This is a genomic window from Paenibacillus sp. R14(2021) (assembly GCF_019431355.1).
Classification (GTDB): Bacteria; Bacillota; Bacilli; order Paenibacillales; family Paenibacillaceae; genus Paenibacillus_Z.
Window position 1 is genome coordinate 1,693,096 of sequence record NZ_CP080269.1, and the last position, 25,304, is coordinate 1,718,399.

The 25,304-nt window shown below is 48.1% G+C and carries 23 protein-coding genes; 1 reads left to right on the forward strand and 22 read right to left on the reverse strand.

Annotated features, from left to right (window positions below; translation table 11 throughout):
- Positions 1-3: 3 nt before the first annotated feature.
- The 15 genes from pckA to KXU80_RS08180 form a co-directional block, all read right to left on the reverse strand.
- Positions 4-1,530: a phosphoenolpyruvate carboxykinase (ATP) gene (gene pckA / locus KXU80_RS08110; protein ID WP_219837711.1), complete on the reverse strand. Its 1,527-nt coding sequence runs from the start codon at positions 1,528-1,530 to the stop codon at positions 4-6.
- Positions 1,531-1,662: 132 nt separating this feature from the next.
- Positions 1,663-2,913: an MFS transporter gene (locus tag KXU80_RS08115; protein WP_258171317.1), complete on the reverse strand. Its 1,251-nt coding sequence runs from the start codon at positions 2,911-2,913 to the stop codon at positions 1,663-1,665.
- 667 nt (positions 2,914-3,580) lie between these two features.
- On the reverse strand, positions 3,581-5,221 hold the full coding sequence (locus tag KXU80_RS08120; protein ID WP_219837712.1) for a PucR family transcriptional regulator: 1,641 nt from the start codon (positions 5,219-5,221) through the stop codon (positions 3,581-3,583).
- A gap of 64 nt (positions 5,222-5,285) precedes the next feature.
- A complete protein-coding gene (locus KXU80_RS08125; protein WP_219837713.1) occupies positions 5,286-5,477 on the reverse strand; it encodes a hypothetical protein in 192 nt (63 codons plus the stop codon).
- A 58-nt stretch (positions 5,478-5,535) separates the two neighbouring features.
- Complete coding sequence (aspA, locus tag KXU80_RS08130; protein WP_219837714.1) at positions 5,536-6,972, reverse strand: aspartate ammonia-lyase; 1,437 nt, start codon at positions 6,970-6,972, stop codon at positions 5,536-5,538.
- On the reverse strand, positions 6,969-8,180 hold the full coding sequence (locus tag KXU80_RS08135; protein ID WP_219838930.1) for an NADP-dependent malic enzyme: 1,212 nt from the start codon (positions 8,178-8,180) through the stop codon (positions 6,969-6,971). The genes aspA and KXU80_RS08135 overlap by 4 nt, the downstream gene beginning before the upstream one ends.
- Before the next feature lie 36 nt (positions 8,181-8,216).
- The gene (gene allB, locus KXU80_RS08140; RefSeq protein ID WP_219837715.1) at positions 8,217-9,611 is read right to left on the reverse strand and encodes an allantoinase AllB; all 1,395 of its coding nucleotides are present in this window, start codon (positions 9,609-9,611) and stop codon (positions 8,217-8,219) included.
- Positions 9,612-9,653: 42 nt separating this feature from the next.
- Positions 9,654-10,595, reverse strand: a complete 942-nt coding sequence (locus tag KXU80_RS08145; protein WP_219837716.1) for a dihydroorotate dehydrogenase — start codon at positions 10,593-10,595, stop codon at positions 9,654-9,656.
- Complete coding sequence (locus tag KXU80_RS08150) at positions 10,592-11,377, reverse strand: dihydroorotate dehydrogenase electron transfer subunit (protein ID WP_258171318.1); 786 nt, start codon at positions 11,375-11,377, stop codon at positions 10,592-10,594. Before KXU80_RS08150 ends, KXU80_RS08145 begins: the two co-directional genes overlap by 4 nt.
- On the reverse strand, positions 11,374-12,645 hold the full coding sequence (locus tag KXU80_RS08155; RefSeq protein ID WP_308858209.1) for a Zn-dependent hydrolase: 1,272 nt from the start codon (positions 12,643-12,645) through the stop codon (positions 11,374-11,376). The genes KXU80_RS08150 and KXU80_RS08155 overlap by 4 nt, the downstream gene beginning before the upstream one ends.
- A 336-nt stretch (positions 12,646-12,981) precedes the next feature.
- The gene (locus KXU80_RS08160) at positions 12,982-13,269 is read right to left on the reverse strand and encodes a stage VI sporulation protein F (protein ID WP_219837717.1); all 288 of its coding nucleotides are present in this window, start codon (positions 13,267-13,269) and stop codon (positions 12,982-12,984) included.
- A 108-nt stretch (positions 13,270-13,377) separates the two neighbouring features.
- Complete coding sequence (recG, locus tag KXU80_RS08165; protein ID WP_219837718.1) at positions 13,378-15,426, reverse strand: ATP-dependent DNA helicase RecG; 2,049 nt, start codon at positions 15,424-15,426, stop codon at positions 13,378-13,380.
- Positions 15,427-15,436: 10 nt separating this feature from the next.
- Positions 15,437-16,291: a DegV family protein gene (locus KXU80_RS08170; protein ID WP_219837719.1), complete on the reverse strand. Its 855-nt coding sequence runs from the start codon at positions 16,289-16,291 to the stop codon at positions 15,437-15,439.
- A gap of 11 nt (positions 16,292-16,302) precedes the next feature.
- Positions 16,303-18,117: a DAK2 domain-containing protein gene (locus KXU80_RS08175; RefSeq protein ID WP_219838933.1), complete on the reverse strand. Its 1,815-nt coding sequence runs from the start codon at positions 18,115-18,117 to the stop codon at positions 16,303-16,305.
- 55 nt (positions 18,118-18,172) lie between these two features.
- A complete protein-coding gene (locus KXU80_RS08180) occupies positions 18,173-18,532 on the reverse strand; it encodes an Asp23/Gls24 family envelope stress response protein (RefSeq protein WP_219837720.1) in 360 nt (119 codons plus the stop codon).
- A 221-nt stretch (positions 18,533-18,753) separates the two neighbouring features.
- Between KXU80_RS08180 and rpmB the strand changes: the two genes are divergently transcribed.
- Positions 18,754-18,942 (forward strand): 50S ribosomal protein L28, encoded by a 189-nt coding sequence (gene rpmB / locus KXU80_RS08185; protein ID WP_219837721.1) that lies wholly within the window; start codon positions 18,754-18,756, stop codon positions 18,940-18,942.
- A gap of 155 nt (positions 18,943-19,097) precedes the next feature.
- On the opposite strand, the gene spoVM is transcribed toward rpmB, so the two are convergent.
- From spoVM to rlmN, 7 genes are all read right to left on the reverse strand, one after another.
- A complete protein-coding gene (gene spoVM / locus KXU80_RS08190; RefSeq protein WP_040711006.1) occupies positions 19,098-19,178 on the reverse strand; it encodes a stage V sporulation protein SpoVM in 81 nt (26 codons plus the stop codon).
- A 218-nt stretch (positions 19,179-19,396) separates the two neighbouring features.
- Complete coding sequence (locus tag KXU80_RS08195; protein WP_219837722.1) at positions 19,397-19,657, reverse strand: hypothetical protein; 261 nt, start codon at positions 19,655-19,657, stop codon at positions 19,397-19,399.
- A gap of 12 nt (positions 19,658-19,669) precedes the next feature.
- Positions 19,670-20,314, reverse strand: a complete 645-nt coding sequence (rpe, locus tag KXU80_RS08200; protein WP_219837723.1) for a ribulose-phosphate 3-epimerase — start codon at positions 20,312-20,314, stop codon at positions 19,670-19,672.
- Position 20,315: 1 nt separating this feature from the next.
- Positions 20,316-21,227 (reverse strand): ribosome small subunit-dependent GTPase A, encoded by a 912-nt coding sequence (gene rsgA / locus KXU80_RS08205; RefSeq protein WP_219838934.1) that lies wholly within the window; start codon positions 21,225-21,227, stop codon positions 20,316-20,318.
- 4 nt (positions 21,228-21,231) lie between these two features.
- On the reverse strand, positions 21,232-23,352 hold the full coding sequence (gene pknB, locus KXU80_RS08210; RefSeq protein ID WP_219837724.1) for a Stk1 family PASTA domain-containing Ser/Thr kinase: 2,121 nt from the start codon (positions 23,350-23,352) through the stop codon (positions 21,232-21,234).
- Between the two features lie 5 nt (positions 23,353-23,357).
- Positions 23,358-24,113 (reverse strand): Stp1/IreP family PP2C-type Ser/Thr phosphatase, encoded by a 756-nt coding sequence (locus KXU80_RS08215; RefSeq protein WP_219837725.1) that lies wholly within the window; start codon positions 24,111-24,113, stop codon positions 23,358-23,360.
- Between the two features lie 6 nt (positions 24,114-24,119).
- Entirely contained in the window at positions 24,120-25,166 is a 1,047-nt protein-coding gene (rlmN, locus tag KXU80_RS08220; RefSeq protein ID WP_219837726.1) for a dual-specificity RNA methyltransferase RlmN, read from the reverse strand.
- Between the last annotated feature and the right edge of the window lie 138 nt (positions 25,167-25,304).

The window sequence follows — 25,304 nt, forward strand, 5'->3', positions numbered from 1 at the left end:
CTCTTAACTGGAAAATTTTTTATAATTTTGAGTAAATCGTTCAACCAACTCCCAAGCGGCTTTCTCATAAGCCTCTTGATTCTGCCAAGTATGGCGGGGAACAAGAATATTGCTTGGAACCCCCTCCACGAAATCGGGACAGAGTACGCCAAAGATCGGATCAGCCGTAAACGTCGTTTGCTCGATACTTCCATTTAATGCAGCGGTTATCATCGCACGGGTATAAGTTAAATTCATCCTTCTCCCTACCCCATATGGACCGCCGGACCATCCCGTGTTAACCAAATACACTCTGACTTGGTGCTCTTCAATTTTCTTTCCTAATAACCTTGCGTAGACGGTAGGATGGAGGGGTAGGAAAGGAGCACCAAAGCAAGCGGAAAACGTCGCCTCCGGTTCCGTTATTCCTCTCTCGGTGCCTGCCAGTTTCGAAGTATACCCTGACAAGAAATGATACATCGCTTGTTCCTTCGTCAACTTCGAAATAGGAGGCAACACGCCGAAAGCGTCAGCTGTTAAGAAAATAATGACTTTCGGATGGCCTGCCTTCCCTGGGATGAGCGCTCCAGGAATGGCATCGATTGGATACGCGGCTCGTGTATTTTCTGTCGTCAGAGTATCGTTATAATCCGCTAGGCCTGTCTCTGGATCCAGAACAACATTCTCTAAAACCGAACCATAACGAATAGCATTCCAAATTTGCGGTTCCTTTTCTTCCGATAGATTGGCACACTTGGCATAACAACCGCCTTCAAAGTTAAATACGCCATGATCGGTCCATCCATGCTCATCGTCCCCAATCAACCTGCGGTTTGGATCAGCGGAAAGCGTCGTTTTTCCCGTACCGGATAATCCGAAGAATAAAGCTACATCGTCTTTCTCGCCTACATTGGCTGAGCAATGCATCGGTAAAATGTCTTGGAAAGGAAGTAAATAATTCAGAACGCTAAAAATCGATTTTTTCATCTCTCCTGCATACTCGGTTCCCCCAATGAGAACCAATTTCTTTTCAAAGGAAAGGCAGATAAAGGTTTCAGAGCGCGTACCATCCACTTCCGGATCGGCTTTTAGGCCTGGCAGTGCAATTATTGTAAACTCTGCTATATGGGTTTGTAATTCTTCCTGTGTCGGACGAACAAAAAGCTGCCGGACAAATAAATTATGCCAAGCATATTCATTCACGATGCGAATAGGTAACCGATACTCCGAATCCGCCCCGGCATAGCCGTTAAATACGAACAAATCCTTATCCGACATATACGCTTGCGCTTTTTGGTATAGCCGCTCGAACTGTAACTCAGATATTGGTTGATTCACAGTCCCCCAATCGATGTGATCCATGACGGATGGTTCTTTCACAATGAACTTGTCTTTTGGAGAACGTCCGGTATATTTTCCTGTATATACTTGTAAGGCTCCTGAGGAAGCAAGAACCCCTTCCTTCCGTTCTAATGCTGATTCGACCAGCTGGGATACGGGCACATTATTCCATATCCTACCTATTTTCAGCGGTTGTAACTTGCCTTCCATACTAATCAATTCCCTTCTCTTTCCTTAACAATTTGTAATTTAATGTCGAAATTCGACTGATATCAAAGTTGATAAGAAAGCATAAAAAAATCAAGTTAATCTTGTGGGCCTTTGTTACAGATAAATGCAAAATTATTCCAGTTCCTTGCCCTTAGTCTCAGGAACTAATAGAAAGAAACATACAGCTGCAAAGACATAGAGGAAAGATATCAAGCTCATCGCCCAGCTTAAGGAATGCGTCGTAGCGAGATAACCAATGATTAAAGGGGCGAACCCGGCTATGCCTCTGCCAATATTGAATACGAAATTCTTAGCGGTCGCCCTTACTTCTGTTGGGTAATGTTCTGCAAGAAGCGTCCCGTATCCACCCATCATGCCGTTTACAAAGAACCCCATAATTGCACCAAATACAAGAAGCAACGCTGAATTCGAGTTCTGAAAGAAGACCCATACCATCACAGCAGATAACAGTTGAAAGGTTATAAATGACGGTCTTCGCCCCCATTTTTCCATCAAGAACCCAAAAGCAATAATGCCAATTATCATTCCCAAAATCGTCGCTAATGTCCACATCCCGGTTTTATTAAAAGAAAAACCTAGTTCTTTAGCCATCATAGTAGGCAGCCAAGTCATGATGCCGTAATAACCCGCATTTTGTACCGTTGCAGCAACGATGAGACCAATTGTTGTGGCAGCTTTTCTTGGAGTGTTGAACAAAAGCGATACCGATACTCCCTTTTTCACTCGTTTATTATTTAAATCCTTCCATATTTGAGGTTCTTCCAATGACCGGCGGGACCACCAGGCGAATAATGCTGGCAGAGCGCCTACAACAAAAGCTCCCCTCCAACCAAAGTATGGAATGATTAACATGGATACTAGTATGGCCAATACGATGCCCAACTGAAATCCAATCGCAACTCCAGCCGTAGCCCGGGAACGATACTTTTTGGGCCAGGTTTCGGTAACTAACGTCATTCCGATTCCGAATTCTCCACCAAGACCGAGACCTGATATAAACCTGGAAATATTTAACGTTGTAAGGTCATAGGTTAGCGCTGACAGGCCCGTAAATACGGAAAATAATAATATCGTCCATGCGAAAACTCTGACTCTTCCATATATATCTGCCAGTATGCCGAAAACAATTCCTCCGATAACTGCTCCAATCAATGTAGTAGTGGCAATGCTTCCTGCCTCTGCAGGGGTCAAGTTAAAGCCTACGATGATTAATGGGAGTACAAACGAGATGATTAATAAGTCCAACCCATCCATTGCATAACCGACTGCAGATGCCCATAATGTTTTCCATTGATAATTTGATATTTTCTCTTCACCTTCAGTTATTGGCACTACAGTTTCAATTGTAGTTTTACGGTTCAATTCGACCCCTCCTTAAAATGATAACTTAATTCCAAATAATTCCTGGAATAATTCCTGATTAGACTACTTTTTTAATCTTGTAAGCGCATGCAATAATGGGATGAAAGCTAGATGTAATGGACCTATATTGACCCCCTTTGCATCACGTTACCTAGATATTATCAGTAAAAATGCATGCAACATATATCGTTTAAGACAAATAGGCAAGCCGTGAATTGTCGGTTTAGATAAACCACTATTTTTACTAATAAAGGTTTGAGGTAGATGTTTCACAGAATGATTAATCTCATGATTTGAGGCGCTTTTCAGTATTATTATTGGAAAATATTACATTTTTATTCATTATATAAACGCGAAGTTTAGTCACCGATCCCAGTAAAACAGAATGTCGCGCCGTCATGGAACTGACGACGGAAACAGTCGCAAATGGTAGGCTGGGACATGTAAACAGATGTGAGTTGAAATATAAATTTAGAAGGAGGTTTGAGCAAGACGAACATATTGATATTACCGCTATCTTAGGGGAGTGATTGTGGTTAATTCGAGGAGGAATCATTCAAGAAGAATAGTTCAGTCGTTCCCACTGTCTTATATACAGAGCGACCAGATTCCGCAGTAATTGCGAGAAAGTTTCCAACTGGTTCTACACGAAGTTATTGTATATTTTTCAGAATAGAATCGCTTTAATTTTCAAACCGATTTGCAGCCACATCCGTTCTTCTGAGTTATTCATGCTGCAATTCGTAATCTGCTCAATTCTTTGCAGCCGATATTTTATCGTATTCACATGAACAAACATGCTCTGTGCTGTCTCCACAAGTCTGGCATTGCACGCAAAAAATATTTGAAGTGTATCTGTCAAATTCGTTTGATTTTCTTTGTCGTGTTGCATTAATTTTCCGACAGTTTCATAATAAATTGATTTTAGCTCTTCTTTATCATGGAACTGGGTCAGTATTCGGTAAATGCGCAAATCGTTAAAATGGCAGGAAAATTGATTTCCATAAATGATTTTTCCAAGATGCATAGCCTTTACAGCTTCCTTGTACCCCCGTGATATGCCTTGGAGACCAGGATAACGACGGCCAAATCCAATTGAAAAATGATATTCGAAATATTGGTTAAGCTCCTTCTGCAGGCTCTGCCCTATCGCTAACAATTGTTTCCGATATTCATCCTCCTGCTTAGATTCAAATTGGGCAGAAGGGTACAAAACGGCAATATGATCCCATGCTAAGCCTAAAATAACCTTTTTGTTTTGTAGCGAGAATATCAGCTTTAGTTTGTTAACGACCCGCCTTAGCAGCTCCTGGGAAGTGAGAACTTGTTCTGATGTGCCTTCACCTTTAACTCCCGCTCCGTCCAATTGAATAATGAAGATTTGAAAATCTTGATCCAGATTCCAATCGAAACGTTTGGCTTTTTCCTTGATCTTATCCAATTCCTCCATGTTGTCTTGCAAAATATCGACCAAAAAATCATCCTTGTAATCTTGTTCAATATCTAAGCTTGTTTTTACTTTCAAAAACTCTAACGCCATCAAAGGAATTGATCTTTCAAGGATGAGGAAGTCGGTTTCACGGAATTCATTATTGTTATTCCAGTACGAGACATAACCGTAAACGACTTCATTCAAAATAAGCGGTGTAACTAGACAGGAAATCGGGTTACCGTTCCAAACTCGGTCAAGCCTAATCGATCGTTTAGATAAATTGATTTCCCTTTTTTGGATATTTGTTAAGGGCTGCATCCCTTCGGCCATCCTCACGGCTTCAAAGGATCTAATTTCGGATTCTATCGTGATCACATTACCCGTAAACTTCTCGATAGCGGATAAAATAGACTGTATTCCCTTTCCACCCATGGCCAGTTCCGTAAGCCAGCGAAAAAAGTTTTCCAGATCGTCATGGTTATCATTGGAATCCGCGAAAACTTTACTCATTAAGGGGGTCATGATATCCAGATAAGAGATATCATTCATCACTTCGATTACGGGGAATGACAATCTATCGGCTTCTTTCAAAATACACGTTGGAATTTGCTCGATATAACGGCTTGTTTTGATTGCTAATGCCGAACTTCCTTTGAGATATAATTGATTGACCAGCTGCTCCATAGCTTGGGGATCATCTTTAATCGAGAAAAGGCTTGTCAGCAGAAACTCGTTCCCTTTTAACCATTGAATCACATCAGGAACTTCCATTACAGCAATATATTCAATAAGACGATTTAAACCTTTTTCCCCCGCAACCACTTTACATTGCGTCAGACCGCCAATTTTCATTGCCTCTTGAACTGTGATGGACATCTGTTCCCCCTTGATAGATAATAAACAGACTGCCGAAACTTCTCGGCAGTCTCGTTTATGTTAATTAGAATGAATCATCAAATTTTTTGATACCGAACTGCTTTCTAAACTCAGTGAAATCTACCTCAAGCAGGCTGCAATACTGATCCAACTCTTTGAATATATCAATGTCGTTAGGTAAGTCACGTTCTTCATAATATAAATTAACCAACTTATACATGTTTAAAAGAACTATCACTCGTTCATTCTTATCCATTAGAATACCCCTTCCACCAATAAATTATTTATTAATAATTATACATCATAACTTATAATCAAAAATTAATCCGGCTCCTTTTATCTGATCCAGCAATACCCGGATGGGTCATTTCAAATGGATTTAGAATTAGATCCAGTTCTTCCTCCGTTAGTACATTATATTTAAGACACAATGTTCTTACGGACTCACCAGTTAGTATTGCCTCCCGCGCAATACGCGATACCGTTTCATAGCCAAGATGCGGATTGATGGCAGTTATAATGCCAACGCTGTTTTCCACATCGCGCGCTAGTTTGTCCTTGTTCGCTTCAATTCCCCGCAAGCAAAATTCCGTGAATACCCGAAAAACGTTATTCATTATGCTGATGGATTGGATCAAGTTAAAAAATAATACCGGCTCCATGACATTTAACTCCAATTGTCCTGCTTCAGAAGCCAAAGATATCGTATGGTCATTCCCAAACACTTGAAAAGCAACCTGATTAATAACCTCAGGCATGACTGGGTTGACTTTGCCTGGCATGATGGATGAGCCTGGCTGTCTGGCCGGCAGCATGATCTCATTGAAACCTGTACGTGGACCAGAGGCCATCAATCGTAAATCATTCGCAATTTTGGACATATTCATCATACATACCTTTAGAGCTGCCGACACTTCGGTATAAGCATCCGTATTCTGAGTGGCATCGACAAGATGACTCGCAGTTTTTAACGGTAAACCGCTGATCTCCGCCAAATGTTTGACGACAAGCTTAATATAACGCGGGTCAGCATTTAATCCTGTTCCGACTGCCGTTGCTCCCATATTGACTTCATATAGATGCTGACGCGAACGCGCAATTCGCTCAATATCCCGTTGCAATACGCGGCTGTAAGCTTCAAACTCCTGTCCTAGACGAATGGGCACTGCATCCTGGAGGTGAGTTCTGCCCATTTTGATAACGGGGTCAAACTCTTCCGCTTTTTGCACAAAAACGCTGTGCATGGTTTTCATCGTCTCCAGCAGCTTCTCCATCAGAGACAGAACGGCAATATGAATGGCCGTTGGAAACGCATCATTGGTCGATTGTGCCATGTTTACATGCGAATTCGGGCTTAATTGCGTATAGTCACCTTTTTCTTTACCGAGCAATTCCAGCGCCCGGTTAGCGATGACCTCGTTCGTATTCATATTAACAGAGGTGCCAGCCCCTCCTTGAATGGGATCAACAATAAACTGCTCATGCCATTTGCCGTTAATGATTTCGTCAGCGGCTTTGACAATAACATCGCCTAGGCCGTGATACAAGCTTTTTACTTCCATATTGGCTAGAGCTGCTGCCTTCTTAACGATCGCCATAGATTTGATCAACTCTTCATGGATCCTGTAGCCTGTAATCGGAAAATTTTCAACAGCACGAAGGGTTTGAATGCCGTAATAGGCATCGATGGCGACTTCTTTCGTCCCCAGAAAATCTTTTTCTATGCGAAATTCAGCGTTAGCGTTTGTCACGATTCATCTCCCCTAATCATAAGGCTAGACAATTCAATACGAGCAACACCGCTTTCGATAGCTGCTTTCTTGACGCTCTCGGAGACTACCGCTGCCACTCTAGGATCAAATGGATTTGGAATAATAAATTCCGGCTTCAGCTCGCTTTCGGAGATCAAGGATGCTATGGCATACACAGCTGCTATTTTCATCTCTTCATTGATCTCCGATGCGCGGACATCCAGCGTTCCTCGAAATATTCCCGGAAAAGCGAGGACGTTGTTGATCTGATTCGGAAAATCCGAGCGGCCTGTTCCGATCACTTTTGCACCGGCTGCTATGGCTTCTTCCGGCATAATTTCCGGCATGGGATTGGCCATGGCAAATATAATCGAATCCGTGTTCATAGATTTCACCATTTCGGTGTCAATAGCTCCTTCGACCGACACGCCTATAAATACATCGGAGCCTCGCATTACATCTGCCAGCGTTCCTTTTTTTTGCTCTTTATTTGTAAATTGAGCCACTTCATCTTTAATTTTGTTCATTCCAGCGGGGCGATCTTTATAGATAGTTCCCTTCGTATCGCAAAGAATAATGTCTTCTACGCCCATCGTATGAAGCAGCTTAACGATGGCAATACCAGCAGCTCCAGCTCCGTTAACGACCACACGGATCTGACCCAAGGATTTATTCACGAGCTTCAGAGCGTTTACTAATCCTGCGGCTGTTACAATCGCTGTCCCGTGCTGGTCATCGTGAAACACAGGAATAGTAAGTTCTGCTCGCAATCTTTGTTCGATCTCAAAACAGCGCGGGGCCGAAATATCCTCTAGGTTTATGCCCCCAAACGTAGGCTCAAGCCATTTAACAGCAGCTACGATTTCATCCACATCTGTGGTGTTCAGGCAAATAGGAAAAGCATCAACGTCGGCAAAAGCCTTGAACAGCAGTGCTTTCCCCTCCATGACCGGCATGGCCGCCTGCGGACCAATGTTACCCAAGCCAAGCACGGCTGTTCCATCCGTTACGACTGCTACCAGATTCCCTTTGATCGTGTACGTATACACTTCCTTTTCGTTCTCAAAAATTTCTTTACAGGGCTCAGCTACACCAGGAGAATAGGCCAGACTCAAATCACGCACGTCCTTAAGCCCCACCTTCGAACATACGCCCAATTTTCCCTTGTTCTCCCTATGAACTTTCAAGGCCTCACTGCGTAATTGCAACATCTCTATTTCCTCCTACATAGGTTGTCTAGAACACTATTTATTGGGTGTTACCAAGGTTCCGACTGGTCCGCTTACAATATGACCATCTTTCATGACGACTTTTCCACCGACAATCGTTGCTACTGGCATACCTTTTACTTTGAAGCCGTCAAAAGCCGACACCTTTGTCTTACTGTGCAAATGTTCCTTTTTGATTTCTGCTTCCTTTTCCATATCTACAATGGTAATATCTGCATCGGAGCCGACCTGCAATGCCCCTTTTTGCGGATAGATTCCGTACTGCTTTGCTGGATTTTCAGACAGCAATGCTGCTGCCTGTTGTAAGGACAATTTGTTCTTAGAAACCGCATCCAGCATTAACGGAACAAGCGTTTCCACACCGCACGAACCAGCGGGAACAGACCACAAATCCCCATTCTTTTCTTCTTCCGTGTGCGGTGCATGATCTGAACACACGACCGTAATTACACCTTCTGAAATACCATTCCATATCCGGTCCTGGTCTTTTTGAAACTTGACAAGCGGATATATTTTCATCGCAGTGCCGATCTTCTCGTAATCCTGATTTGTTAAAAATAAATACTGCGGACAGGTCTCCGCTGTAATCGGAAGCCCTTCCCGTTGGGCGCAGCCAATCAGTTCCACGGCTTCGGCCGTACTGACATGAAGAATGTGAAGGCGCGCGCCTGTTGTTTTGGCAAAGGAAATGCCTGTCTGTACCGTTAATTCTTCGGCCAAATTAGGTCTTCCCTCAACCAAAGCGTCATAATCCGTTCGGCCGCTTTGTTTTACTCGTTCAGTCAGTAGATTGATCAAATTATTATTTTCCGCATGAATAGCAAAAACTTTACCGGTTTTCGATACTTCTTCAAACATTTCATAGACTTCTCCATCGTGACAGGGAGGGATAACATCATTCATATCAGGCGTATAGTTGTACACGAGTTGAAACGTTTTTTTGTTAATGGCATAGCCCCAGAAATATTTAAAACCTATGACGCCAGCTTCATTCAGGCCCTGAAGATCATTCAGATTCAAGCTTCCCAGACATATTCCCCATAAGCCAAAATTCACATGTGCTTTTTCCTGAAGATTGGCTGCCTGCTTATGAAAATTCTCCACATTGTTAAGGGGAGGCGAGGTATTAGGCATTTCAAATATCGTTGTTATGCCACCAGCTGCGGCGGCTCTTGTTGAATGATAAAAGTCTTCTTTATGCGTCGCGCCTGGATCTCTAGAGTGAACGTGCGTGTCCATTAGGCCCGGCAATACGTAACGCCCGGAGGCATCGGTCTCGACTTCAGCGGTTCCTTCCAGCATGGCTTGAGAAATCGCTGCAATCTTTCCATTCTGGATATAAATATCGGCTTCATATATTTCATGCGGCGTGACTATTTTTCCGTTCCTAATAATGTGATCCCAGTGCATGACTCACTACTCCTTCCCGATATAAACGCACGGCAAGCATGATCAAAGCTGATAAACTTCTACTTCATGGTTGGGAATGATAACTTTTCCGATAAGATCATTAATATCTTCGACTCCGTAAGCCTTCATATAGCTTTGGATCCCTTCCAAAATATCCACCATGGCAAGGGGGTTAATGAAGCTGGCCGTTCCGACCTGTATGGCCGTCGCACCTGCCAAGATCATTTCTACTGCGTCTTCCCACTTCATAACACCCCCGCATCCGATGATCGGGAGATTGGTAACTTGGCGAACCTGATAGATCATGCGCACAATAATCGGTTTAATGGCAGGTCCGGATATTCCGCCCATGACATTGCCGATTTTTGGAGTCCGTGAATGAATATCAATAGCCATAGCCAGTATCGTATTGGCTACATTCAGGCCGTCAGCCCCTGCTTTATCACAGGCTAGTGCAATCTCCTGAATACTTGTCACGTTGGGTGTCAGTTTGGCAATAATCGGCTTATCCGTAACAGCTTTGGACTTTTTAACCAACTGGTAAGACAACTCCGGGTCCATGCCAAAGGCATGTCCGTTTCCTTTTAAATTCGGACAAGAGATATTCAATTCAATCGCCGCCACCCCTTCGGCCCTTCCGATAATCTCCGTCATTTCAACATATTCTTCAACGGAATCCGCTGAAATACTAGAGATCAAAGGCGTATGATATTTCCGGTAGTAGGGTATGGTATGTTTAAGGTAATAATCAATCCCTTTACTTTGTATGCCAATTGAATTAATCATCCCGCCTGTAACTTCACATACCCGCGGCGTGGCATTTCCACCCCTCGGATATTTCGTGATACTTTTGGGAACTACTGCTCCAAGTAGGTTAAAGTCAAACAATTGTTCCATTTCTTCCCCGAAAGCACCGGAGGCCGGCATGATCGGGTTGTTCAAATAAAGACTGCCAATTCTAACGCCCAGATTCACATTTGTCATACGAGCACCACCTTATCTAAATCAAATACTGGTCCTTCTTTACAAACCCGCACCGACCGTATCGTACCTTCTTCCCTAATGTCACATACACAGGCAAAACAAACACCCATTGCGCATGCCATATGCTCTTCCATTGCAATTTGGCCCGGAAGCTTATGCTCTTCAGCAAGCTGTTGTGTTAATATGGAGAGTCGTTTAGAGCCGCACGTAAATAGCGCCTTAACATCCTGTTCGCTTATCATCTGATTCATCAGGCTGCCTACATACTCCACACCGCTTGTTTTTTCTTCTTCTGTAACCTTGTATATTTTCGCACCCAGTTGCTCCAATGCTTCTGTTGCGAGCAGATCATTCTGACTTCTGGCACTTAAAATGGCAATGCATTTCACCTGTTTTTGGGCAGCTTCCTGTACCAATGCAGCCAGTGTGGCGATTCCAACACCTCTGGCAACTAGCAAGATCGTATCCCATTCCTTCTTGATCGTGAAACCTTCCCCGAGGGGACCAAACACATCGACTTGATCTCCCGCGGGAATTCGGGTCATTCTTTGCGTGCCTTCCCCCTTGACAAGATACAAAAACTCGATCGTTTGCTCCTCTTTGTTAATCCGATAAATGCTAAACGGACGCCGTAAAAAGGGATCCAACTCACTGCCGCACTTCAGATTAAAAAACTGTCCAGGTTTTATGTCCTCTTGAATCCCGGATGAATCAACTACCATATGCCAATAACGCTTGCTTACCTGTACGTTCGATAAAACCCGTACATTAGCTGCGATCATAAAACTCTCTCCCTTCTATTTCCTTCCATATTTTTTCTAGAAGCGCCAGCCCATTTCAATATTGCTTTTTCTAATAGAGTAACGCCCGCAACGATTTGATCTAACGGCGTATACTCATCACGGTGATGGCTGATCCCGTTCTTGGAAGGAACGAAAATCAACCCAGTGGGACACAGCAAAGCCATATTCATCGCATCATGCCCTGCGCCGCTTGGCATTCGCTTATAGGAGAACCTCTCTTGCTCACAAATCTTGCCCAGAGATTCAATCAATTCGTCGCTCAGAATGACTGGAATCTCATTGCTTAACTCATTTATCGATATTTGGAGTCCCCTTGTTTTCTTCGTTTCGTGTATAGCATCAAATAATCTATTTATCACTCTGTTTTTAGATTCGATGGACGTACCACGTATATCCAGCTTCAATTCCGCAGCATCGGGAACCACATTCATTGCGCCTGGCTTTACTTCACACATGCCAACAGTCGCCACGGTTCCGTAAGCGTTTTCCATATTTGCCGCCTTCTCAAGCTCCAGCGCAATTTCAGCAGCGCCCAAAAATGCATCCTTGCGGCTGTTCATCGGCGTTGTACCCGAGTGGGAGGCATGACCTTGCACGTTGATTTCATAGCGTGACGGGGCTGCAATTCCCGTTGCAATACCAATTTGCTTTCCTTCGTTTTCCAATACGGGTCCTTGCTCTATGTGCAGTTCAAAAAACGCTTTCAATTCCTTTTTTGAACGGGTGCTTTGCTCGACAACTTCGAAATGCAGACCGCATTTTGAGAATGCTTCCGCCACAGACAGGCCTTCTTTATCCTTTAATCCACTGATGAGCTCTTTATTTAAAACACCTGCCATTGCTTTGCTTCCGACCGTAGAAACGCCGAATCTGGACGATTCTTCACAGGCGAACGCTATGATCTCAATAGGATACTCCGTTTCGACACCGTGATCATTCAAACTGCGTATAACCTCAAGAGCTGCCACAACTCCTAAAGCGCCGTCATATTTGCCGCCCTGAATTACCGTATCCAGATGCGAACCGATTGCTACAGCCGGCCAATCCGGATGAATGCCTTCGCGCCGGGCTATCAAATTCCCACATGGATCCATCCGGACCGTCATTCCCGCTTGTTCGCAAAGACTGGAAAACCGCTCAACTGCTTGCCGCTCAATCAAGGAATAGGCCAACCGGGTTACTCCTTTGTCCGTATTACCAAATTCATTGATTTCTATTAATGTCTTTTCCAGACGCTCAACATCCACAATAATTCCTCCCAAGCCTACATCCCTTGGCTTCAGATTGGTATTAACTTATCTGATATATTTATTGTAATACAGAGTTGATATCGTTTACTTTAGCGGTAAAGACAAAACGGAGCGGCGATTTTTAGCCTAATCTATAATGGCTGTTGTATGATAAAGTGTCGTATGTCACAAAATATAAAAAACACTAAGGTACCCATAATAATAATTGGAAACTTAGTGCCCGACATGTAGGATGTATCCGGGTTGGCAATGTCTCTATTAATGACCCAACTTGCATAGCACCCTTGCAATCGCGAATTTAAGCAAGCAAAAAAAAAAGCCGATCCCAAAGGATCAGCGGAACATCGCCCATAATTTGATTAAATGCAGCGTATTCGATGGATCAATCTTCTGCGCGATTACAAAGGCAATCAATTGTTCTTCCTGCTGCTCCGTCAAGGACTCCTGCATAATGCCGGCCGACATGCGAACCAGCTTACGTACCTTCGTGCGATCCTGCAGATCATATTTGGTGACGCCATTAAGCAGCATCTTGAGACGGTCCTTCGTGACAGGGTTCTTCATCTTCACTTTAACGCGCTCGACCAGCTCAGGCCGAATGCCGAATTTTGTGTAGCTCATCTCCGGTTATAGCACCTCCGTCCAGCTTCAAGAAGCCATACGTTTCAGGCAGCAGCTCCCGCTGGTCTCTTATAATTGTACTATATGCCGGCAATCCAGCTTTCAAAACTAGTCCAGAAGTTCCCCTTGAAAAAGTTGCTCTTTGCGAAGCACGTCCCGCAGTCGCGCATAAGGCGCTCCCGTCCAGAAATCCGCTCTGCCCGTAAGGTCCGCCGCGTCGTCGCGCGCATCCTCCAGCGTGCCGAAATCAGCTGCCATATCCGCCAGCTTGAAATCCGGCACCCCGCTCTGCTTCGTCCCGAAGAAGTCCCCGGGTCCGCGGAGCTCCAAGTCCCGTCGCGATACCTCAAAGCCGTCATCTGTTTCTGTCATGATTTTCATTCGCTCCCGGCCGGTCTCCGATTTGGGATCCGCGATCAAGACGCAATAGGACTGGTGCTCGCCGCGGCCTACCCGGCCCCGCAGCTGATGCAGCTGGGACAGACCGAACCGTTCCGCATCCATGATGACCATAAGCGTCGCATTCGGTACGTCGACGCCAACCTCCACGACCGTCGTCGCCACAAGCACCTGCGCTTCATTATCGCTGAACGCCCGCATCACGTCATCCTTATCCGCGGTCGATAACCGGCCGTGCAGAAGGCCAACGCGCAGATCCGGGAACGCCTGCTGGATCTGAATATGCAGATCAATCGCATTCTGCACATCCAGCTTGTCCGACTCTTCGATTAACGGGCAAATAAAGTAGCACTGCCGCCCAGCTTCCACTTCTCGTCGTATGAAGCCGAGCACACGGTCCAGCATATTGTGCTTCACCCAATTGGTCTGAATCGGTTTGCGCCCGTTCGGCCGCTCCTTCAGCGTAGATACATCCAGGTCACCGAAGGCAGTAATCGCCAGCGTGCGCGGAATCGGCGTAGCCGTCATGGTAAGCACGTCCGGGTTCAAACCCTTGCGCCGCAGGACGCTGCGCTGATTGACGCCGAAGCGATGCTGCTCATCCGTAACGACAAGACCCAAGCTGCGGAAATGAACCCCGTCTTGAATGATTGCCTGCGTGCCGACGATGACATCGATAAGCCCCATCTGCAGGCCGGCAAGCACCTCGCGCCGCTTCTTCTCGGTCAAGCTCCCTGTTAACAGAGCGACTTCAAGCCCTACGCCCCCCAGAAGCTTCTGTAGGGAGCGGTGATGCTGCTCCGCAAGTATCTCCGTCGGCACCATCAGCGCACCCTGGTGGCCCGCTTTAACGGCCGCAAACAAAGCGATTGCGGCAACGACCGTCTTGCCTGAGCCGACATCGCCCTGCAGCAGCCGATTCATGCAGGAAGGATAGCGCATATCGATCAGAATTTCATTGACGACCTTCTTCTGCGAATCCGTCAGCTCGAAGGGCAGCGTACGCGAGAAGACGCGGATCGACTCCGCATCGACGACATGCGCAATGCCGTCCAACCGTTTGCGGTTCAGTGAGCGGTAAGCCTGCAGCTTCAGCTGAAACAAGAAGAGCTCCTCGTATACGAGTCTCCTCCGGGCAGCTTGCCCCTGCATGATGTCATCCGGCTGGTGAATATGCATCACCGCTTCCCGGCGCAGCATGAAGCCGTACTTGTCCATCAGCTCCACCGGCAGAATTTCCTCCACCATGGGACCGTACTGCAGCAGTGCCTGAGCGATCGTCTTGCGCATCCAAGGCTGCGTTACACTGCCCCCAACGGAGTACACGGACTGCAGCGTGCCTGAACGCGCTTTGCCTTTATCGGGAAATTCCGATTCCGAGACCGTCATCTGCAGCCGGTGCTGCTCCCACTTGCCCGTCAAAACGATATCCCGCCCGGGTACAAGCTGCTCCTGCAGAAAATGCCGATTGAACCAAACGGCAGTGATCAGCACGTTCTCGATTGCGATTTTGCAGGTCAAGCGTGTTTTAGCGCGCCCGAAGCGCTGCAGGATCGGATTGCCCATGATTTTACCTTCGACGGTTGCTTTCTCGCCGTCCTTCAATTCCCCCAAATTCCGTATCCGGTAATCTTCGTACCGAAACGGAAAATAGTCCAGCAAATCTGCGATCGTATGAACGCCAAAGGCGTGAAGCTCCTGTTCCTTCTGAGCACTCACGCCTTTCATTTGCCGGACCGCGATTTCATCCAGCTTCATACCCATTACCTCACACTCGCGTTATAAATAAGGCCGCGGCTCCGGGGCCGGCATGCGTGCCGATCACGGCTCCGATCTCTGTCTGTCCGATGCTGCGTATGTTCAGCTGCCCTTGCGCAAGCACACCTAGCTCCAGCGCAAGCTCCTTCTTCTGCGTCCAACCGATCGTCATATCGACGGGATCGCTGCCAAAGTCCTGTTTCAGCAGATCGATCATGCGCTGCATCGCTTTCTTGGTGCCGCGAACCTTATCGATCGCGGAAACCTCGCCATCCTTATCAATGGTTAGAATCGGCTTTATATTAAGAATGGAACCGAGCAGTGCCGCAGCTTTGCCGATTCGTCCGCCCTTCTGCAGGTATTCCAGCGTGTCCACAAGAAAGTACACACGGGAATCCTCGATCATGAATTCAAGCTTGGCGATAATGTCCGCTTTGGATGCTCCTACAGCAGCCATTTCCGCCGCTTTAACCGCCAGCATGCCTATGCCGTACGAAGCAGATTTCGAATCAATGACGGTAATGTCCCCCGACTCTTCCATCAACGTCGAGCCGAGCAGCGCGGATTGGTAGGTGCCGCTCAGCGCCGAGGAGAGATGAACCGATATGATCGGCGAATCCGCATATTGCTTGTTCATGCGCTCGTACATTTCGGTAAATTCGATCGGCGAAGGCTGCGACGTCGTAGGAAGCGCGGCGGAGGACGTAAGCCGATCGTAAAATTGGCTGTTCGTAATCGTAACGCCGTCCAAAAAATCTTCATCGCCGAATATGACTTTAAGCGGCACGACTTCGATTCCATATTGCTCTTTAACCCGTTTCGGAACGTCTGCCGTACTGTCTGTTACGATTTTAACTGCGCTCACCCGTACACCTCCTATTCAACTGCAATCAAGTAAGGATATAAAGGCTGGCCGCCTGCATGAACCTCGAATTCCGCATCCGGGAACTGCGCTTTCGCCCATGCCGTAAACTCATCCGTATCGGACGGTTTCGCTTGGTCGCCCGTCAGCACGGTCACTAATTCTCCGCCGTCTTCAAGCATCCGGGCCAGAAGCTCGCGACAGGCGTCCTGCAAACTCGGCGAGGCTGTCACGATCGTCTTCTCCAGAATTCCGATATAATCGCCTTCTTGAATGGTAATATCATCGATCGCCGTATTGCGAACCGCGGTCGTGACTTGACCGGAACGCACGCGCCCAATGGCTTCGTTCATCGCCTGCGTATTCACTTCCGCCGGTTCTTCTTCCTTAAAGGCCAGAACTGCTGCGAGTCCTTGCGGGATATTCTTCGTTCCAATCACCGTGACGTGGCGTTCGCTGAGCTCAGCCGCCTGCTGAGCCGCCAAAATAATGTTACTGTTATTCGGCAGCAAATAGATATGCTCCGCTGCAAGTGATTCGATCGCAGTCACGAAATCCTCTGTTGACGGATTCATCGTTTGTCCACCGGACAGCATGATGTCAACATTATTGTCGAGGAATATGGATTGAATGCCTTCCCCCATGCCGACTGCAATGAGACCAAACGGCGCCCATTCATGAGCCTGCTCAGCCGATATGGCATCGGCCGGCGCACCGGTAAGCACTTCAGATACCGCCAAGCCAAGCGCCGCTTCCTCCACAACAGCCGTTTCGGGAAGCACTTCCGCCGCGAGAGCTTGAACACCGCTCGTACTTGCCGCCTGCTCTTCCTCGTGCAGCAGGTCACGATGCTGCTCGCGCATGTTCAGAATATGAATCTCTGTCAATTCGCCGTATGGCAGCGCATAGTTAAGTACATCGCCCGGCTTGCGCGTATGCACATGCACCTTGATTATCTCGTCATCAACGATGACGAGTATGGAATCTCCGTCACGGCTCAGCATGCCCTTAAACAAGGCTTCGTCGAAGCGCAGTCCAGTACGTCCTGCCTGCTTGCGATTAATGAAGAACTCCATATCGTACAAAAACTCGATATGCTCCGTTGCAAGCTTGGATTGCGCACTCCCGTGCGGGGCATTCGTATGTCTCTGCGGCGGTTGAACTGCCGCCGGTCTAAGTGCAGGGGCTTTCGGGAAAGCAACCGGGATTGACGGTTGCGTGTGTCCCTGCATTTGTTCGAACCCGTTTCGTTCTGAGATGAGGCTGCTAAGAAACCCCTCATATAGGCAAACCAATCCCTGACCGCCGGAATCGACGACGCCGACTTGCTTTAGTACCGGCAGCAGGTCAGGCGTTCTCGCCAGTGATTCATTCGCACGCAAACAAACTTCCCGGACAAGCTCCGTCATATCCGTGTTTCGCTTGGCGATCGCTACCGCATGCTTTGCCGTGTCTTTTGCAACCGTGAGAATCGTTCCTTCCACCGGCTTGACGACGGCTTTGTAAGCCATATCGACACCATTCTGCAGCGCCGCGGCGAATTGCTGGGCGTCGATATGCTCGCAGCCAGCGATACTTTTTGCGAATCCTCTAAACAATTGGGACAAAATGACGCCGGAATTGCCGCGCGCACCCATCAGAAGCCCTTTAGAAAGCGCTTCCGCGACTTTGCCCACTGCTGGATGCGGATTTTTTTGCAGCTCCCTTTTTCCGGAGGCCATCGTTAAATTCATATTAGATCCCGTATCTCCATCTGGAACAGGGAATACATTCAACGCGTTAATACGTTCTTCGTTTCGGAGCAAGCTGTCGGCTCCGCTCAATACCATTGCCGTAAATTCCGAACCGTCAATCAAGCGTTTAGTCAAACATGATTACCCCTTCCTACCGAGATACCCGCACGCCTTGGACAAAAATATTGACAACGTCTACCTTGACGCCGACAACCTCGTTCATCACATATTTCACTTTTGACTGAATGTTATGTGCGACCTCGGAAATTTTTGTGCCGTAGCTCACGATGATGTATAAATCTATGTGTAAGTAATCGTTCTCTCGGTGGACTTCAACACCGCGCGACAGATTATCTCGCCCAAGCAGTTCGGTAATTCCGTCTTTGAGCTGCTTTCTCGATGCCATACCTACCAGTCCATAACAATCCATTGCCGCTGAGCCGGCTAGGACAGAAATCACATGGTCGGTTATATATACGTTTCCGAGTGCGGATTGAATCTGCAGGGGCATGGAATACCACTCCTTCACCGTTATTATTATGGACTAATCCACATTGTACTATAAAATTGGACGATTTAGAAGTCCAGCACCCCTTTCTCGACCATTTTCACCATTATCGTAGCCCTAGGTATCTTTATCGTTCATTGACATACGCTTGATGAAAGCTGATACATATGCTACAATATTGAAGTCTGTTTGTTTGCAGTGATTCTTCAAGGGAGGTGTATTCCATGTCTCGCAAATGTTTCATCACGGGCAAAGGCCCAGGTGTTGGGAACAATGTTTCGCACGCCAACAACAAAACCCGCCGCTCTTGGGGCGTTAACGTTCAGAAGGTTAGAATTCTTGTTAACGGCAAACCTAAACGCGTTTATGTCAGCACGCGTGCTCTTAAATCCGGCAAAGTAACTCGTGTATAAGGGCATACAGCCATGGACAAAAAGCACCTGATGAAATCAGGTGCTTTTTTGCATGTCTAAGCACAGAATACAGCGGGACGTCAGGCTGCGTTCTGTGCTCAGGATGCTGCATAAGTGGGTGAAGCTTTCCTTCGCTTGCTGCCCCGCACGGGCCGCTAGCTCTTCTGGAACGTATTCAGAATCGCCTTCACAAAGCCACCCAAAAACTTCGGCAGCTTGATCGTATAAAATTTCATGCTCCACCCCTCCTAAGAGTTTGCTGTTACTTCTTTGAAGGAGCTTCTGCAGGCAGAGAACTCTCTTCGGAAGCAATCCATAAACATCCGTAACAGCTCCCGCGCCGCATTTTCGCCCATAAAAAAATGGCTACAGGAACGTTCGTTCATGTAACCATCCTATGCGCATATGGACTGTCCTATTCCAAACCCCTCGGACGCGGCAGATACCCCGGTCCTCAATGTGAAGCTGTCTTAGCGGCCGTAATCATGGCGTGTATGAGCACGCAGATCAAGAAATAGAGTACGGCCAACACGATAAATACCACCCGCGAACGCGTCGATGAGGACCTCTTGAAGAAGTGCACCGCAATCACGATGGCCAGCAGCGAGAAGAGCAGGTTGGACACGTTCTTCACGACTGTGAAGAGAAACAGCATTATGCCGCTCCCTGCACTGTAAAAAATGACGAGAATCGCCTTCTTTAACTGTTCCCCCATACTTACGGTTTCCTAACGCAGTGCAGCGATTGCTGCGGCACGATCTTGCTCGGTGAATACCGCGTTGCCGGCAACAAACACATCTGCACCTGCCTCGCGCACAAGCGGCGCGGTTGTCGAATTAATGCCTCCGTCAACTTGAATAAGCATATCGCCTCGTCCGCGAGAAGTGAGAAGCTCGCGAAGCTGACGGATCTTGTTCAGTGACTGCGTAATGAATTTCTGACCGCCGAAGCCCGGATTTACCGTCATGATGAGAATCATATCGATGTCATCAATGACGTTTTCCAGCACATGAATCGGTGTCGCCGGGTTGAGCGCGACTCCTGCTGGAAGCCCTGCTTCTTTGATTTGGTGAATGACACGGTGAAGATGCACGCACGCTTCCGCATGGACCGTGATGCGGTCAGCACCCGCCGCAACGTAGGCTGGAATATGCAGCTCTGGCTGCTCAATCATGAGATGCACATCAAATGGCAGCTCAGTTGTCGCTCTTACCGCTTGAATGACCATTGGGCCGAACGTAAGTACCGGCACAAAATGGCCGTCCATGACATCGATATGAATCCAATCTGCCCCGGAACGTTCAACGTCTTTAATATCTTCTGCTAATGCCGCAAAATTCGCGGACAGGATCGATGGTGCTATAATCGACATTTCAGTACCTCCGCTTTTTTTCTTTCATTTCCGCCATGAACAGCATGTAGTTGGCGTGACGGCTTTGTGCGATTTCACCCTTCTCTAATGCAGCAAGAACGGCGCATTCGGGTTCATGAATATGGGTACAGCCTCTGAATTTGCAGGAAGACGATAATTCCCGCATCTCACGGAAACAGCTGCCTAATTCTTCGATGCCGAGTTCCGCGAAATCCAATTGGCTGAAGCCGGGCGTATCCGCAACGAAGCCGCCGCCGATATCGATCAGCTCAACATGCCTTGTCGTATGCTTGCCTCGGCCGAGCCGGTTGCTGATCGCATTCGTTTCAAGCGTAAGCCCCGGAACGAGTGCATTTAGCAGCGAGGATTTCCCAACGCCGGATTGACCGGCAAATACGGCCAAATGACCCTGCAGCCGTTCCTTGAGCGCCGAGGTGCCCTCGCCTTGCTTCGAACTGGTGACAAGAACCTCGTAGCCGATCGGCTCGTAGATGCGGAGCACGTCGCTCATCGCCCGCTTCGCTTCCTCGGTCTCTTCGCCATTTTCTGCCAAGTCTTGTTTGCTTAAACAGAGCACAGCATCGATTCCGGCATGTTCGATATGAACCAAGAACTTGTCGAGCAGCTGCAAGTTGAGTACCGGCTCCGTAACGGAGAAGACCAAAACAGCCAAATCCACGTTCGCAACAGGCGGCCGGATCAGCTCCGAGCTGCGCGGCATGATGACGTTAACGGCACCCTCGCCATTCTCCGTTTCTTCAAAATCCACGACGTCACCGACAAGCGGAGATTCGCCGCGTTTCTTGAATATCCCGCGCGCCCTGCATTGCAAGGGCACTGAATCCGCAGCCGCATCAAGCGGACGTACATAATAGTAGCCGCTCAACGCTTTAATAATACGTCCGGACTTTATTCCCTTATTGCTGATTGTTTGTGGTTGTATTGCCATCCGTTGGATTCTCCTCAGTTAGTGCCGGTTGATCAGGCGGCGGCTCTTCGTCGCCGGGTATTGTTTCCGGCGTTGATTCGGCGCCTGATTTCACTTCATCGTACGTCTTAGAGAATGTGTCGGTAAATTCATTATCCCGATAAATCGTGACCATCGCTTCGGTATTCGGATCCAGAACAACCTTAACAGGGAAGGTTTGCGTGTCTTTGATTTTCCGCTTGACGGCTTCAATGTTCTGGCCGCGGGCATCGCTGTATACGATGCGAATCTCGCTCGACTTGCCCGCCTTCGCAGGCGAGATCACGATATTGAACGTGTATTCCAGCGCATCTTCCGGCAAGCCGGAACTGACGGTCAGCGTTATTGCCGCTCCTTTGGTTACCTCCGCGTTCGGTTCATACGGATACTGGGCGATTACCGTGCCCTTCTCCTTATAGCTCGCCTCGCGTACAATATCCGTCTCGTTGATAACGAGTCCCTTGGATTGCAACAGCGCGACGGCTTCCGCTTCCGACTTGTCGATTAGACTCGGCATCGGGAAGGTTTCTTTACCCTGGCTGACCGTGAAGTTGAACTTCGCTTTCTTGGGATCGTAGTCCTCTCCGGCTTTGGGCGTCTGATCCAGGATCGTCCCAGGCGCTTCATCGCTGAAAGCGGGCGTTTTATCAATATTGTCTTCGTCCACGCCCAGCGCAACAAGCGCTGATACCGTGTCCTCGTACGATTTGCCGGTGTAATCAGCAGCCTGTGAAAGCTTGGGCCCCGTACTTACGTACAGCTTGATAAACGAGCCGACTTTGACGCGTTGATTGGCCTTGGACTGTTCGTACACCGTATCCTTTGGAATGCCTTCCTTATCGGTGTACATCGTGGGTTCTTCAACTTTCAATCCCGCCTGGACAAGCGTCGTTCGAGCCTCAGTCTCCGTCATGTTGACGACATAAGGCACGTCCACCTCTTCGATATCGAACCAGCCCAGCACCGTCATAGCTCCCCAATACACGAGCGCGATTATAACCAGCGTCGAAGCGACCGTGACGACGGGCTTAACCCATTTGCGCTTGCCAGGGCTTTCCTCCAATTTACTGGAGTCCCAGCGGTCATCAGGCTCTTTGTCCTTCTCGTCTGCGCCGGCGGTTTGAAGCTTCTCCGGCTTGGAACTCACGACCGTACCTGCCAGCGTGTCTGCGATGCTGCCGCGTATGGCAGGCATGACCCGGGTTTCGTCAAGATCCGGATTGCTGAATTCAATCTTAGGCTCCTTCAAGCGTTCAGGCTGGAGGCAGGTTTCCAGATCGAGCAGCATCTCGGAAGCAGAGGCGTAACGTTCGTTCTGATTTTTGCGCATCGCCTTCAGAATGACATTCTCCACGCTCTGAGGTATGTACGGGTTAAGCTCCTTCGGTTCAGCGAAATGCTCCTGCAAATGCTTCAGCGCAATGCTGATCGGACTTTCGCCGAGAAACGGCAGCTTCCCCGTCACCATCTGATAGAGTACGATGCCCAGCGAGTAAAGATCCGATTTCTCGCCTGTAGCGCTCCCCTTGGCATGCTCCGGCGAGAAATAATGCACCGAGCCGACCATGGATCCGGTTTGCGTAATCGTCGAAGAAGTCACGGCACGGGCAATCCCGAAATCCGTCACCTTCACGCGCCCGTTCTTGCCGATAAGAATATTATGAGGCTTAATATCGCGATGGATAATTTGGTTATGATGGGCATGCTCCAAAGCATCGCAGATTTGGATTGCGACCCTAATCGCTTCCTCCGCCTGCAGAGGAGCACGCTCCTTGATGATTTCATTGAGATTGTTACCTTCGATGTATTCCATGACGATATAATGCGTATCGTCTTCCTGACCGACATCGTAAATGCTTACGACATTGGGATGCGATAAAGCTGCTGCCGACTGCGCTTCGCGTCTGAAACGGCGAATAAACTCCTCGTCATGCACAAACTGCTGCCGCAGCACTTTCACCGCGACTTTTCGGTTCAGCAGGACATCATGCGCTTTATAGACAAGCGCCATCCCGCCTCCGCCAATACGCGTAATAATTTCGTACCTTCCGCTTAATTCATGTCCAATCATGTCGATCACCCCTCAAGCTCTGTGTCTTCGGCATGATGCAGCAGAATGACCGTAATATTGTCGTCTCCTCCGGCCTGCAGCGCAAGCTGTACGAGTCTATCCGCTTTTTGATCCAAATCCAATTCATCCTGCTGCAGCGTTTCGACGATCGCAGCCGTGCTGATCATATCGGACAGCCCATCGCTGCAAAGTAACAGCAGATCGTCCTTCATCCAGGAAATGCCCTTGACGTCGACCTCTACCTGCTCATCCGTGCCCAGCGCCCGTGTCAGCACATTGCGGCGTGGATGATTCTGCGCTTCTTCCGGCGTAATTTGACCGGATTTCACCAGTTCGTTCACTAGCGTGTGATCTTCCGTCCTCAGCATCAGTTTGCCATCCCGCCATTGGTAAGCGCGGCTGTCCCCGATATGGCCGATGATGGCATTATCCTCGGACAGCAGCGCCGCAACGACCGTCGTTCCCATATTATAGTACTGTTCATTGTTGGATGCCATGTCAAACACGATTTCGTTGGCCTGCAAAATAGCCTGGCTGATCAGCGTCTTGCGCTCTTCGAACGGCAACGCCGCCGTCGAGCCATTCAGCGCTTCACGAAACGTGTCGACGGCAAGCTGGCTTGCCACTTCCCCTGCCTGGTGGCCGCCCATGCCGTCGGCCACGATAGCAACGACTAGACCGGGTTCCAGTACTTCGGACCAGACCCGGTCTTCATTAACGAGTCGAACTTTTCCGATATCACTTCGCAAAGCTATTTTCACAACTGATCACCCCGCCGTAGACTCCATATGTTTAGCGCGTAGTTGTCCGCAAGCCGCTGCGATGTCATGTCCTTGTTCTCTGCGGATCGTTGCATTAATTTTGTTCTTCTCCAAAATACGATGGAACTCAAAAATTTGCTCACGCGGCGTCCGCACGTAATCCCGCTCCGGCACGTGATTGACCGGAATCAAATTAACGTGGCAGAGCATCCCTTGCAGTACTTGAGCAAGCTCTTCCGCATGCTCGCTTTGGTCGTTGACGCCGCCAATTAAAGCGTACTCGAACGTAATGCGCCGTCCCGTCTTCGCAATGTAATTACGGCAGGCTTCGATCACTTCCTCGAATGGAAAACGACGGTTAACGGGCATCAGCTTAGAACGCAGCTTATCATTCGGCGCATGGATGGAAATCGCCAGATTGATCTGCGTGTTCTCCTCCGCGAATTTGTACATGCTCGGCACGATTCCGCTTGTAGAGACGGTAATGTGACGCTGACCGATATTGAGGCCCTTCTCATGGATCATCAGTCGAAGGAAGGTCATTGTCGCATCGTAGTTCTCGAATGGTTCGCCTGAGCCCATGATGACGATGCTGGAGACGCGTTCGTTCGTCTCATCCAGCATTTGCTGCGCAACAACGACTTGAGCGACGATCTCGCCTGCCGTCAAATTGCGTTTGAGCCCGCCAAGCGTAGAGGCGCAGAAGGTGCAACCGATTCTGCAGCCAACCTGTGTGGTGACGCAGACGCTGTTGCCGTAATTATGACGCATGATGACCGTTTCGATCGCATGGTTATCATGCAGGCCAAACAGAAATTTCACAGTACCGTCCTTGGATTCGAACCGCGTAATTTCGCTAAGCGTAACAAAAGAAAAATGCTCTTCCAGCTTCTGGCGAAGCGGCTTGGACAAGTTGCTCATGTCTTCGAAGCTCTTCACGCGTTTCACATAGATCCATTCAAATACTTGCGTGCCGCGAAACGCGGATTCGCCGTTTTCTTTCATCCAATCTTGAAGCTGTTCCAGCGTATAGTCGTAGATGAACGGTTTCATCGTTTTAAACACCTGTTTCTTGGAAATTAGTTTTATGGCGTCTTACGCATACAGACCGCCATCTTTTACTTTACCACAAACGCCCATAACAGGCCACTTTGGACCTGATACGGGCGCGTTTGGATCACATATTAGTTA

Coding starts and splice junctions, on each gene's coding strand:
- KXU80_RS08160 (WP_219837717.1), bottom strand. CDS start 13,269: ATGAGCTACACAAAATTCGGCATTCGGCCTGAGCTGGTCGAGCGCGTT.
- rpe (WP_219837723.1), bottom strand. CDS start 20,314: ATGTCGATTATAGCACCATCGATCCTGTCCGCGAATTTTGCGGCATTA.
- recG (WP_219837718.1), bottom strand. CDS start 15,426: ATGAAGCTGGATGAAATCGCGGTCCGGCAAATGAAAGGCGTGAGTGCT.
- rpmB (WP_219837721.1), top strand. CDS start 18,754: ATGTCTCGCAAATGTTTCATCACGGGCAAAGGCCCAGGTGTTGGGAAC.
- rlmN (WP_219837726.1), bottom strand. CDS start 25,166: ATGAAACCGTTCATCTACGACTATACGCTGGAACAGCTTCAAGATTGG.
- pckA (WP_219837711.1), bottom strand. CDS start 1,530: ATGGAAGGCAAGTTACAACCGCTGAAAATAGGTAGGATATGGAATAAT.
- allB (WP_219837715.1), bottom strand. CDS start 9,611: ATGCACTGGGATCACATTATTAGGAACGGAAAAATAGTCACGCCGCAT.
- KXU80_RS08195 (WP_219837722.1), bottom strand. CDS start 19,657: ATGGGGGAACAGTTAAAGAAGGCGATTCTCGTCATTTTTTACAGTGCA.
- spoVM (WP_040711006.1), bottom strand. CDS start 19,178: ATGAAATTTTATACGATCAAGCTGCCGAAGTTTTTGGGTGGCTTTGTG.
- KXU80_RS08125 (WP_219837713.1), bottom strand. CDS start 5,477: ATGGATAAGAATGAACGAGTGATAGTTCTTTTAAACATGTATAAGTTG.
- KXU80_RS08145 (WP_219837716.1), bottom strand. CDS start 10,595: ATGACAAATGTGAATCTGGGCGTTAGAATTGGCAGTCTTTATTTGAAC.
- KXU80_RS08175 (WP_219838933.1), bottom strand. CDS start 18,117: ATGGTATTGAGCGGAGCCGACAGCTTGCTCCGAAACGAAGAACGTATT.
- KXU80_RS08150 (WP_258171318.1), bottom strand. CDS start 11,377: ATGATCGCAGCTAATGTACGGGTTTTATCGAACGTACAGGTAAGCAAG.
- KXU80_RS08120 (WP_219837712.1), bottom strand. CDS start 5,221: ATGTCCATCACAGTTCAAGAGGCAATGAAAATTGGCGGTCTGACGCAA.
- KXU80_RS08180 (WP_219837720.1), bottom strand. CDS start 18,532: ATGCCCCTGCAGATTCAATCCGCACTCGGAAACGTATATATAACCGAC.
- pknB (WP_219837724.1), bottom strand. CDS start 23,352: ATGATTGGACATGAATTAAGCGGAAGGTACGAAATTATTACGCGTATT.